Consider the following 11919-nt stretch of genomic DNA (forward strand, 5'->3'; position numbering starts at 1 on the left):
GGTCCAGGTGAGCTCGCGCGGGATCACTTCGCGGTAGATCCGGTTGCTGATCCGCACCATCGGGCGCACCGCAATGAGCCCAAGGTCGTAGACATATTCGAGGTCGTCGGTGGGGATCTCTTCGGCAACCACCGTCGGGTCCTCTTCGCTTGCGAGGATCGCCGCAATCACGCGGTGCACACGGGGCTCGGAGAGTTTGTCGGTGAGTTGGTCGAGGTGGGTCGCGCGCGACTGAATCAGCCGCTCGCGCGCCGCGAGGTAGCGCTCAGGCGTCACCGGTTGCTCGCGGTGGTTACGGAGCTCTTTATCTTCCCAGGTGCATTCGTGCCCCAGGGCATTGACGAGCCACGGTTGCCCTTCGGTGTCGAGCCAGAGTTCCTCCCAGATCGCGTCGGTAAAGCGCTGCCCCGTCGCTTCGGTGTGTTGCAGCCACAACGCCCGCACCTCATCAAAGGTGAAGTTCCCGAGCCGCAGCGATTTCGCTTTGACGTTGAAGGCGCTGCCGCCGGTGATGATCTCTTTGTTGGCGGTGTGGATACGGTAGTCGCGCACGTCGCGCACGCCGCAGAGGATCACCGATTGGGGGAAGGCGCGGGGGCGTTGGGTGTAGCCGGCACGCAGTTGCCGCAGGAGCGAAACCAGCGTGTCGCCCACCAGGGCGTCGACTTCGTCGAGGAGAATCACCAGCGGTTGCGGCGAAGCGAGCGACCAGCGTTCCAGGAGTGTGCGCACCCGGTCGCCCGCTTCGACGTCGCTCGCAGTGAGGAGCTCGCGAGCAATTTCCGTCATCGCGGGATCTTGCCAATAGACGGTCGCGGCACTTGCGAACTGATTGACGATGATGTTCATCGCGCGGGCCACATCGTGGCGCATCGCTTGCGCCGCTTCGATGTTGGCGTAGAGCGCCCGGTAGCGTCCTTGGCGGTTGAGGTACTCCATGAGCGCCAAGAGACACGTCGTCTTCCCCGTCTGCCGCGGCGCGTGGAGAATGAAGTAGCGCTCTTGGGCAATGAGCGCTTCAATCTCCGGGAGGTCGATGCGGGTGAGCGGATCGACCATGTAGTGCAGCTCAGGCTTGCTGGGCCCCGCGGTGTTGAACAGCTTCTCTTGAGTCATCGCACCCCACACTCCTGATGTCCAGTGCAAGCTTAGCACATTCTCGACACGCAAGCGCTACAATATCCCTGACGCCGACAACCTTCCCTAGAACAAACATGGCCACGCTCAAATCCCCTGCTGAACTCGCGAAAGAGACACTCCTGCGCCTTGCCCAAGAGCGGCTTCCCCCCACCCCGGAACACTTTGCGCGCAAGTACGCAGAGTTGGCAGGAATCCCCGAATATCTGCCGGAAAAGTGCCAAAGACTTCTCGAACTCGCGTGGAGCGACCTCATCCGCCGTCTGGTTGCCGCGTGGGAGCTCCCCCACCGCGACTGGACCACCGAGATGAAAAAACGCTCGCTCGAGCGGGTCTTGGCAACCAAAAACCCCCTCACCCTCTTTGAACGCCTCAACAGCCTGGTGGAAGCATGGAAACGCTCGCCCACTGAGCAGAGTGCCACCGAAGAGGAGGCAGTGCTCCCCTTACCCCAACCCTCCGCTGAGAGCGATTGCGCCGCGCTCGTTGCTGAACTCCTCCATCTGCTCGACGTGCTGTTGCGCAACATCGAGACGCTCACCCCCCGCCCCGAGTGGCTCACCGGCCAAATTGAACTCCTCCGCGCGACCCTCCAGACCAATGAAACCCCGGCGCTCGACCTCGCGAAGCTGCGCGAAGCCGAGGTCCGCCTTGAGGAGACCCTCAACCGTCAAGCAGCGTTGGTCACCGCGCGGCGCGCCGCCGAAGAGCGGTTGAAGGCGCTCCTCGCCCATTTTCTCGATGAGGTCGCGCAGATGAGTTCGCTTTCGGCCGATTACCAAAAGGAGCTCGAACAGGCGGCCGACGTGATTGAAAAAGCATCGGACATCTCCGAAATTTCGCCCTTACTGAATCAACTGTTGGAAGATACCCGGGCGATGCATCAGAGCATCGCCCGCTCCCACCAGGAATTGACCGCCGTCAAAGCCGAGGCCGAAGCGGCCGAATCGCGCGTGCGCGAGCTCGAGGCGCAAGTAGCACAACTAAGCGCCCTCGTCGCTCGCGACCCGCTCACTGGGTTACTCAACCGCCGCGGCCTGGAAGAGAGCTTTACCCGCGAACACCACCGCGCAAAACGGAGTGGGACGCCGCTGAGTATTGCGCTCATCGACCTCGACAATTTCAAGCAGCTCAACGACACCCTCGGCCACCAGGCGGGAGATGAAGCGCTCCTCTATCTCGCCCGCATGGCACGCACCCACCTCCGCGCCCAAGACATCGTCGGCCGCTTCGGGGGTGAGGAGTTTGTGGTCCTCCTGCCCGACACCAGCGCAGAAGACGCCGCCGAGGTGATCCGCCGCCTCCAACGGGCGCTCACCCGCGAACTCTTCTTCTTCAACGACAGCCACCGCGTCATCACCTTCAGCGCGGGCGTCACCCCAGTCACGGAGAGCGATACGCTTGAGTCGGCACTCGCGCGGGCCGACGCGGCGATGTACGAGGCGAAGCGAAGTGGCAAGAATCGCGTGGTCGTTCACAAGGGCTAAAGTTTTTCCGCACTTTGCCGTAAACACAGCTGTACAGCCAAAAGGCTTCGGATCAACGGATTGAAAAGCGAAAGGAGAGCATCATGGCAGTCATCAACACCAACATCATGAGCCTCAACGCACAACGGAACCTCTATAAAACGGGGCTCGACATGCAGACCGCGATGCAACGGTTGAGCTCGGGGTTGCGCATCAACAGCGCCAAGGACGACGCTGCGGGGCTCGCGATTTCCGAACGGATGACCTCTGGGATTCGCGGCATGACCGTCGCGGTACGGAACGCCAACGACGCGATCTCGATGGCGCAAGTCACCGAAGGGGCGCTTGGTCAGATTGGGGACATTCTGCAACGGATGCGCGATCTCGCGGTGCAATCGGCGAACGCGACCAATTCCGCGGTTGACCGCGACGCGCTGCAAAAAGAGTTCCGGCAACTACAACTCGAAATCGAGCGCATTGGTAAGGATACCGAATTCAACGGGGTGAAAGTCCTTTCGGCGGCAACAGGTGCTGCGTCGTTCGTCTTCCAAGTGGGGGCCAATTTCTCCGGGACGACCACAGCAAGTGGGTTTGATACCAACGGCGTCTATACAGCGAGCGGCGCGATCACCGCCTCCGACAAAATCGCTATTGATGCCATCAGCATCTTCTCGTCCGGTACTGCGGGGTCCGCAATTGCAGGATCTTCCGGGGCAACCAGTACAGCATTCCACATCTCCGCGGTCGATGCCGCGCTTTCGGCGATCAGCGCAGTCGATGCGGCGCTCAAAACGGTGAACGACATCCGCGCGACGCTCGGTGCGGTGCAATCGCGCTTCCAGGCCACGATCAACAACCTGCAAGTGTCGATCGAAAACCTCTCGGCCTCGCGCAGCCGCATCCGGGACGCCGATTTCGCGCAAGAGACCGCGGCGCTCTCTCGCGCGCAGATCCTGCAGCAGGCCGGTACCGCGATGCTCGCGCAGGCGAACGCGCAACCGCAGCAGGTGTTGAGCCTCCTGCGGTAAGCGGTGACCATCCTGTCCGGCGTCAGGCGGCGGCGCGAAGGCAACTTGGCGCACGCCGCCTTTTTACCGTGAGGAGAAGGCGATGAGTACCACCCCAATTGTCTCGCTACCGCAAAACAGTGCCACGCAGCTCACCCGTGAGGTCACCCCACCGCCAACGACCCGGACGGTGGAGCGGGGCGTCCAAGGGAGAGAACCGGAGCGCGCAGGGGTTGAACGCGCGGGAACGGGAGCAACAGCGCAAACAGCCGCCCTGGGCAACCCAGTGCGGTCAACGCCTACCGAGCAGCCGCCCGCCGACACTGCATCAATGGACCGGCGGATGATCGAGGAGGCGACGAAGAAGGTGCAACGGACTGTTTCGGCGCTCAACAGCGCACTGCAGTTCCAGATCGATCAGGATACTGAAAAGCTGGTGATCAAGATCATCGACACCAACACCAAGGAGGTGATCAAGCAGATCCCTCCGCAAGAGATTCTCGATATCGCCAAAGCTCTTGATAAACTTCAAGGTCTGTTGGTCCGCGAGAAAGCTTAACACCCAGTTAGGAGGTGGATCATGGCCATTACCGCAACAGGCATCGGTTCGGGTCTCGACATCAAAGGGCTCGTTGCCCAGATGATGCAGATTGAGCGGCAACCACTCACCCGGTTGGACACCAAAAAGACCCAGTACGAGAGCCAAATCTCCGCGTTTGGCCAGATCAAGGGAGCGATCTCGACGCTGCAGAGCGCGCTCGAAGCGTTGAAGAACGCGGATACTTTCGGCGCCGTCAAAGCCTCCGTTGCTCCAAACGCCGATTTCACAGCCTCCGCCAAAGCAGGCGCGGCGATCGGCAGCTACGACATCGCGGTCCAGCAGCTTGCAAAACAGCAGCGGGTGGCCACGAGCGCCACCACGCAGTTCGACCCTTCCGGGGGCGGGACGCTCGATATTACCGTCGGGGGGAACACCGTCTCGCTCAACGTCACCGCCGGCACGACGCTGCAGCAACTGCGCGACCAGATCAACCAGGCCAATGCCGGAATAACTGCTGCGATCGTCAACAACGGCTCGGTCAATCAGCTCGTCCTCTCGAGTAAGGAGACTGGCGCAGCGAACGCCTTTACCCTCACCGGTACCGGCGCGTTGGCTGCGCTCACCTTCAACGACCCGAACACCCTCCCCACGTCGAGCAACTCCTCGCTTTACCGCATCCAGAGCGCCCAAGACGCGCAGCTGACGGTCAACGGCGTTGCGATCACCCGCAGCAGCAACACCATCAACAACGCGATCGACAACGTCACCTTGACGCTCACCGGTGAATCGGGGACCACCAAGGGGCTCACCATCGAGCGCGACCTTGAGCCGGCGAAGAACGCGATTCAGAAATTGGCCGACGCCTACAACGGCGTGATGGATCAGATCAAGCAACTCGGCGGCTATGACGCGGAGAAGAAGAGCGCTGGGGTGCTTTACGGCGACGCGAGCCTGCGGGGGCTGCGCAATCAGCTGCGCCAGACCCTCGGGCAGGAGATCACGGGGTTGGGGAGTTTTACGCGGTTGAGCGACTTGGGCGTCGAGTTCGACACGACCGGAAAAATGACCATCAACGACCGCAAACTCAGCGACGCGCTCAACGCCGATTGGAGCTCTGTCGCGAACTTCTTCGCCGGTGTAGGGGCGAGCGACGGTCTCGCGGCAAAAGGGATTGCGCTCACGACGAGCTACACTCAGAGCTCTGGGCTGATCGACATGCGCGTCAAGGGGCTCCAACAGTCGGTGAAACTCCTTGACAACCAGAAGACGATCTTGGAAGGTCGCCTTTCGCGCATCGAAGCGATGTACCTCCGTCAGTTCAACGCGATGGACAGCATCGTCGGGCAAATGAACGCAACGGGGACTTATCTTTCGCAGCAACTTACCAAGATCACCCAAAGCGGTAAATGAATAAGGGGTTCTTATGCTCAATCGCAGTAGCGGTGCCGCCGCCTACCAACAGGTCGACCTCGAGACGGCTGTCCAGACCGCCGACCCCCACCGGTTGATTTTGATGCTCTTTGACGGCGCGCTGTTGGCGATCGCCCAAGCAGAGGTGGCGATTGAGCAGCGCAACATCCCCCAGCGGACTGCAGCGATCAACAAGGCGATCGCCATCGTGATCGAGGGGCTCAAAACCTCGCTCGACGTGGAAGCGGGAGGTGATCTCGCGGAGCGTCTCGCCGCGCTCTACGACTACATCGCCGAGCGCTTGACCCACGCCAATGCACTCAACAACGCGGCTCCGCTCAACGAGGCGGCGGCACTCCTGCGCACGATTCGTGACGCCTGGGCGGAGATGCCGGAAGAGGCGCGGCGCAAGACCTATGGCCGGTAGCATGTGATGAACAGCACTGGGTCCGACTCCCCCCATCCGCCTGTCGTTGCCCTGCGCCAGCAGTGTGAAGCGCTTCTCAACGCCGTTGAGCGTAACGCATGGGAAGAGGCCGAAGCAGTCGCCCGCACGTTACTGCCACTCGTCGAGGCCGATCGCCAAGCCGCCGATAACGTGCAGGTCGATCTCGCGGCGCGTCAAGAGACCCTCACAGCCGCGCTGCACGCGCTTGAAGCGGCGCGGATCCACATCGAACCGGCGTATCAGAGCCTCCAAAAGCTCCTCAGAGCCTGGCACCTCCTGCCCACCGATTCATCATGATCCCCCCCGATCTTGCGGCACGGGTTCGGCTGCTCAACCTCGAGATGGTGGCGCAAGAGTCCGCGACACCCAGGGTTGAAGCGCTCCATCGCATTGCCCCCGTCACGCCCGCCGCACGGGAACTCCCCGCTGAGCTCCAAAGCGGGCAATATTTCCGCGCCACGATCACCCGTCCGCTGCCGAATGGCACTTTTCTTGCGCTCGTTGCCGGTCAAGAGGTGGCGCTCGCGATGGATCAACCGCGCAAGAGTGGCGACACGCTCGAACTGGTCGTTGTCCGGCGGGAGGGGAACCAGGTGTGGGCGCGCGAAGCGGCAAGCGAACCGGGACATGCTGCCCCGCCGCCCCCCAGCAATTCGGCCGTGCAGACCCAACTTTCGCAAACGGCTGCGCTCATTCGCCAATTGATCACCGCAGCCTCTCCTCCTTCGCCGCTGCCGGTGTCGGTCGCCCCACCTGCCCCTGCTTCGCCGCAGCCCCAGCCCGTCGCGCCCCCTGCCCCTGCACCCACGCCATCGGTGCCGAGCGCGACCCCTCCCCCCTCCCTCTCCGTCACCGAACCCGCGAATCTCCTCATGGAGGGCGCTCACCCCCCGACCACCGAGTCCGCCCCGGAACTGCCCTCGCCGCGAGAGGCGAATCGCCCACCGAGCCCACCACTCGCGCGTCGCGATGAGGCGGTGGCGCTCGGAAGAAACAACAACCTCTCGAATCCCGCTCCGCCTCTTGCCGTTCGCGCGACATTAAGCGCGCTTGACCCCATTTTTGCACAGCGCCAGGCGCCGCTCCTTCCGACCCAACTCGCCGATACGCTGCGCCGTTCGGGGCTCTTTTACGAGGCGCATCTCGCCGAGTGGGCGCAAGGGCGTTACCCGCTTGCTGAACTGCGCGCTGAGCCGCAAGCAAATATCCCGACAACAACGCGCCCCTCGCTGTCGGAGACCACCGCAATCGCCACGTTGGGCGGGAGTGTCGCGCCCTGGGTCTCTGGAGTGCGGGAGCCTCTTCCGCGGGTCACCCCGACCGACAAAATCGTCACCCTGGTCCAGCGCCTTTTGGGGATCACCTTCGACGCAGAAGCGCAGGAGCCGACACAGTCGGTCCGCGAATCGCCACACAGTGGGGGGGCACAACCGCCGCAACCGACAACAGCGCCTACTTCAGCTTCAACGTCAGCCTCAGCCTCAGCGTCACCGATCCCCGATCGGCTCGTCCCCTTGGTCCAGCATCAGCTCGACGCTCTGGCCCAGGGGCGCGTCGACCTCCTCTTCTCCCCGTGGCCGGGGAGTAACGTGCGGTGGGAGATCAGCGACGAAGAGGGCGGCGGAGCAGCGAACGCCTCGGGTGACGACAGGGACGCGAGGCGCTGGCAGTCGCGGGTCACGGTCCATTCGCCGCTTTTGGGAACGGTCGCGTTCTGGTTGTCGATCGCCCCGAGCGGCATCGAGGTGGCGATTGCCGCTGACTCCCCAGAGACCCGAGCGCTCCTTGAGCAGCGCTCGCGGGAACTGCTCGACGCCTTCGCGGCCGATCGTTTGCCGCTCACCCAATTGACGTGGCGCCCCGCCTCGGCGATTGAACCTCCCCACCATGACCACCCCTGACGAGCAGCCCCCCCGAACGCCCCCCCCCGCCGCGGTTGCGCTTCGCTACGAGACTGGCGATGTCGCCCCCCGAGTCGTCGCGAAAGGGAGAGGAGTGGTTGCCGCGCAAATCATCGAAAAGGCCAAAGAGGCGGGCGTCTATGTCCATGAGTCGCCGGAGCTCCTGAAGCTCTTGATCGGTCTCGATCTCGACGCACGCATTCCCCCTGAGCTCTACGTCGCGGTCGCTGAGCTCCTCGCGTGGGTCTATCGCCTCGAACAGGAAAAAAAGGGTAGCGGCACAAAATTGTGATATAAATCGCCCTATCCTCTTCGACTCTTCTCGATGCCGTGACCGTGATGCGTCCCCCTCAAGAACCGTTGCGTCTGGTCGATTTTGACCGCTACGCGGAACACATCGTCACCCACCCCAAAGAGGTCGACTTCATCCTGCGCAATTTGTGGCAACAACGGACCAATCTCGGGCTCTTCGTCCACCAGCACTACCTGATGCCGACGACGATCATTGGGGTCGATGAAACCCACCTCTTCCTCGACGTTTGCCGTGACGAGACCATGAACCAAAAGGCGGTCAATCACCCAGCGGTCTGTCAAGGAAAGCTCGACGGGGTGCTGACACAGTTTGCGGTGGAGACGCTCTCCCTGACCCTCTTTCAGGGCTCCCGGGCGTTTCGGGCGCCCCGACCCAACGCCATTCTTCGTTTGCAACGACGGGAGTACTTTCGCGTCCACATCCCGCTTTCGCACCATGTCGTCTGTAAAGTGAACACTGCACCGCCCGGCGCGCCTCCGCACCTCGTCCCTTTTCGCGTGCTGGATGTAAGCAACGGGGGGCTGGCGATCTTGATTCCCCCGGCATCGATCAAGGTGACACCGGGGCAGGTATTTCCCGACTCGATTTTGGTGGTCCCCACTACGGAACCGATCGCTGTGACCCTTGAGGTGCGAAACGTCTACCACGTGACGAACCGCTTGGGACAATACGTCGAACGGGCGGGCTGCCGCTTTGTGAACTTGCCCCCCGCTGTCGAAAAGGCGCTTCAGCGTTACATCTTCACCGTGCAGCGCGAAATGCGCCTCCACGCTGAAGGGTAAGGCTAAACCGGCATGTTCATGATCTCTTGGTAGGCGCTCACCAAGCGGTTGCGCACCTGCACCATCTGGTTGAACGAGAGCGACGCTTTCTCAAGGTCCACCATCACGTCAGCCAAATTGACGCTGGGGTCGCCTGCAACGAAGCGCTCCGCCTGCTTGTTCGCTGTGGCCGACTGAGCGCTCACCTCTTTGAGCGCCTGGTCGAGCACCTGGGCAAAATCGGTCGTTTCCGGTCTCTCTGGCCGCCCGCTCGGCGCCCCGTTGGCGAGCGCCTGAGCCTGCTGCATCTGCGCGAGCAACTGGTTGATCGCGTTTGTATCCATTATGCACCTCCTGACGACTCGGGGATCTCAAACCCCGCTTCACGGTATTTGCGCAACCGGTAGCGTAACGTCCGTTCAGGCAATCCCAGGCGCTCCGCAGCCCGTTTGCGCGATCCCCCCTCCTCGGCAAGAACCCGCAAAATCTGTTCCCGTTCCCAGTCGCGTAACGATACCTCACTTTCCCATTTTTCTCTACCCCCCGCGCTGACGCTTTGTGGGGTATCGCCCGCTCGCGGGAGAACCGGTGCTGTTTCACTCGCGCGTCGCTTCTCCTCCTCAGAAAGCGGCAAGCAGCTCAAAAGCGTTGCCGCATCGATTTCCGTACTGGGCGCGAGGATGAGCGCGCGTTGCATCGTGTTGTGGAGCTCGCGGACATTGCCCGGCCAAGAATAGCTTAGCAAAATTCGTTCCGCTTCAGGGGTGAGTGCAGGCGTTGGCCGTTGCCACTCCGCCGCTTGCCGGGCGAGAAAATGGCGCGCGAGCGGCAGAATATCGGCCGGGCGGTCGCGAAGCGGCGGAATCGTGATCGGAAAGACGTTGAGGCGATAGAAGAGATCCTCGCGGAATCGCCCCGCCGCGACCTCGTCGTGAAGGTTGCGGTTGGTCGTGGCGATCACCCGCACATCGAGCGCGATCGCCTTTTTGCCCCCCAGCCGCTCGACCTCGCGCTCCTGAAGAACGCGCAAGAGCTTCGCTTGCAGCGCAAGCGGCATCTCGGAGATCTCATCCAGCAGAATCGTCCCCCCTTGCGCTTGCTCGAATTTCCCTGGCTGGGCCTGCTGCGCGCCGGTAAACGACCCCTTCTCAAAACCAAAGAGGGTCGCTTCGAGCAGCGACTCGGGAATCGCCGCGCAATTGAGCGCGACAAACGGGCCTTTGCGCCGGTGAGAGGCAGCATGGATGAAGCGGGCAAAAACTTCTTTGCCAACGCCCGATTCGCCGGTCAAGAGGACCGTGGCGTCGGTTGCGGCAACCCGCTCCGCCAGCGCCCGCGTCGCCTGGCTCTTCGGGTCGGCGGCGATCAACGGGTGCTCCCCCGCCTCTTCAGCCCATCGGGCGTAGCGGCGAACGAGCGCAAGCAGTTGCGCGCTCTCAAAGGGCTTCAAGAGGAATTCGCACGCACCGCTGCGCATCGCGCGCACCGCGGACGGGACGTCGCCGTAGGCAGTCATGATCGCCACGGGGAGGTGCGGCAACTTTTGCCGGATCGCTTCGAGCAGCGTCAATCCGTCCATCGGCGCCATTTTGAGGTCGCTCACCACCATCGCGACGGCGTGGTGCTCGAGGAGCTTGAGCGCCTCAGGTCCCGACGCGGCAACGAGGACCGGATAGCCGTGCGCCGAAAGGGTGAGCGCCACCGCCTCTCTGAGGTCAGGGTCATCTTCGACGATCAGAATCGGTAACACCGTCGGGTTCATCTGCTTTCTGTCACCGGCAACCGTACCGTGAACACGGCACCTTGGCTTGAGGAAGTGACTTCGATCGTCCCACCGTGGGCGGTGACCACCTCGTGCGCGATCGCAAGCCCTAGTCCCGTTCCGTCTGGGCGGGTGGTAAAAAAGGGGGTAAAGAGGCGTGCCCGCACCTCGTCAGGGATCCCGGGGCCGCGGTCGGCTACGGTAATCGTCCAGCTCGTCGCTGTCGCTTCAGCCCCCAACCCGATCCACGCTGCCGGGGAACCGCGCTGGACCGCGAACGCATTATCGACGAGATTACTCAATGCCCCCAAGAGCGCCCGCTCGTCGCCCCAGAGACGCGGCGCGTTCGCAGGGGGAGCGGCCAACTGCTCCAACATGACCCCTTGCGCCTCCGCAAGCGGCTCAATGTTCGCCCACAGCTGGGCGAAGAGGTGGTCGAGCGCGATCGGTTCGTGCGCACGCAGCCCGCCGCGGGCAAAGATGAGCATGTCGGCAATCAGCTCCTCCATGCGGCGCAACCGCGCTTTGATCCGGTCGATCCGTTCGCGCCGCTGCGCCTCATCGATTCCGGGAAGCGCGAGGTGGTCGAGAAAGAGGAGCGCCGCGGAGAGTGGGGTGCGCAGCTGGTGCGCAAGCCCCGCAACGAGCTCCCCCATCGCCGCGAGCCGCTCCTGCCGCGCGATCGCTTCGCGCAGCCGAACCGCCTCGGTGACATCCTGCACGACGACGATCTCTCCCCCCTGATCAGGGAGACGCGACCAGGTGAGCGCCACCCGCCGCTCGCCTCCTTCCTTCCGCCAGAGAAATTCGTCGGGCGAATCGGTGGGAAGGAGCTGCGCGGCAAAGGTGTGCCACGGGGTTCCCGCTGCGACTGCCTCGCCGAACCAGGCGCGCGCCGCGGCGTTGCTCTCGGTGATCACCTGGTCGCTACTAATGACCACAACCCCCACCGGCAACGCCTCCATCAGGACCTCGAGCCGTTCGGTGAGCCGCTCTGCCCGCGCCTCCAGTTGCGCGTACGCCTCGGTGAGGCGGTCTGATGCGCGCATGAATTCGGCGAATGCCGCCGCCAGCTGCTCGGGCGTCAGTCCCGTGGCCACAGAAGAGGGTTGGAGACTCTGTTCCATCGCGCTCATTGTAGCTGATCCCCCTACCGGCAACAATTGCCGGCGA

Annotated in this window: 13 protein-coding genes; 9 read left to right on the top strand and 4 right to left on the bottom strand. The window is 62.9% G+C overall.

The features are described from left to right. Nucleotides 1-1116: AAA family ATPase (locus ACYQ6T_RS10140; RefSeq protein ID WP_459830492.1), on the bottom strand; the 1116-nt coding region annotated here is incomplete at its 3' end. A gap of 98 nt (nt 1117-1214) precedes the next feature. On the opposite strand from ACYQ6T_RS10140, the gene ACYQ6T_RS10145 reads away from it, so the two are divergent. The 9 genes from ACYQ6T_RS10145 (at nt 1215) to ACYQ6T_RS10185 (ending at nt 9005) form a co-directional block, all read left to right on the top strand. Next, nucleotides 1215-2624: a GGDEF domain-containing protein gene (locus tag ACYQ6T_RS10145; protein ID WP_459830494.1), complete on the top strand. Its 1410-nt coding sequence runs from the start codon at nt 1215-1217 to the stop codon at nt 2622-2624. 80 nt (nt 2625-2704) lie between these two features. Beyond that, on the top strand, nt 2705-3631 hold the full coding sequence (locus ACYQ6T_RS10150; protein ID WP_459830511.1) for a flagellin N-terminal helical domain-containing protein: 927 nt from the start codon (nt 2705-2707) through the stop codon (nt 3629-3631). 82 nt (nt 3632-3713) lie between these two features. Then, nucleotides 3714-4169, top strand: a complete 456-nt coding sequence (locus tag ACYQ6T_RS10155; RefSeq protein ID WP_459830496.1) for a flagellar protein FlaG — start codon at nt 3714-3716, stop codon at nt 4167-4169. Between the two features lie 21 nt (nt 4170-4190). After that, nucleotides 4191-5561 (top strand): flagellar filament capping protein FliD, encoded by a 1371-nt coding sequence (fliD, locus tag ACYQ6T_RS10160; RefSeq protein ID WP_459830498.1) that lies wholly within the window; start codon nt 4191-4193, stop codon nt 5559-5561. Between the two features lie 13 nt (nt 5562-5574). Next, nucleotides 5575-5988 carry a flagellar export chaperone FliS gene (gene fliS, locus ACYQ6T_RS10165; protein ID WP_459830500.1) on the top strand — a complete coding sequence of 138 codons (414 nt, stop codon included), beginning with the start codon at nt 5575-5577 and terminating at the stop codon, nt 5986-5988. Between the two features lie 6 nt (nt 5989-5994). Continuing rightward, the gene (locus tag ACYQ6T_RS10170; protein ID WP_459830501.1) at nt 5995-6306 is read left to right on the top strand and encodes a hypothetical protein; all 312 of its coding nucleotides are present in this window, start codon (nt 5995-5997) and stop codon (nt 6304-6306) included. Continuing rightward, nucleotides 6303-7910, top strand: coding sequence for a flagellar hook-length control protein FliK (gene fliK / locus ACYQ6T_RS10175; protein ID WP_459830503.1), 1608 nt, complete (start codon nt 6303-6305; stop codon nt 7908-7910). Before ACYQ6T_RS10170 ends, fliK begins: the two co-directional genes overlap by 4 nt. Beyond that, on the top strand, nt 7897-8202 hold the full coding sequence (locus ACYQ6T_RS10180; protein ID WP_459830504.1) for an EscU/YscU/HrcU family type III secretion system export apparatus switch protein: 306 nt from the start codon (nt 7897-7899) through the stop codon (nt 8200-8202). Before fliK ends, ACYQ6T_RS10180 begins: the two co-directional genes overlap by 14 nt. A gap of 47 nt (nt 8203-8249) precedes the next feature. Continuing rightward, entirely contained in the window at nt 8250-9005 is a 756-nt protein-coding gene (locus tag ACYQ6T_RS10185; RefSeq protein WP_459830512.1) for a flagellar brake protein, read from the top strand. Nucleotides 9006-9007: 2 nt separating this feature from the next. On the opposite strand, the gene fliE is transcribed toward ACYQ6T_RS10185, so the two are convergent. From fliE to ACYQ6T_RS10200, 3 genes are read right to left on the bottom strand one after another with little or no spacing between them, the layout of a single operon-like run. Continuing rightward, nucleotides 9008-9328 (bottom strand): flagellar hook-basal body complex protein FliE, encoded by a 321-nt coding sequence (gene fliE, locus ACYQ6T_RS10190; protein WP_459830505.1) that lies wholly within the window; start codon nt 9326-9328, stop codon nt 9008-9010. Continuing rightward, nucleotides 9328-10746 carry a sigma-54-dependent transcriptional regulator gene (locus ACYQ6T_RS10195; RefSeq protein ID WP_459830507.1) on the bottom strand — a complete coding sequence of 473 codons (1419 nt, stop codon included), beginning with the start codon at nt 10744-10746 and terminating at the stop codon, nt 9328-9330. Before ACYQ6T_RS10195 ends, fliE begins: the two co-directional genes overlap by 1 nt. Beyond that, nucleotides 10743-11873 (bottom strand): sensor histidine kinase, encoded by a 1131-nt coding sequence (locus ACYQ6T_RS10200; protein WP_459830509.1) that lies wholly within the window; start codon nt 11871-11873, stop codon nt 10743-10745. Before ACYQ6T_RS10200 ends, ACYQ6T_RS10195 begins: the two co-directional genes overlap by 4 nt. Between the last annotated feature and the right edge of the window lie 46 nt (nt 11874-11919).

The sequence above is a fragment of the Hydrogenophilus islandicus genome (assembly GCF_054657095.1).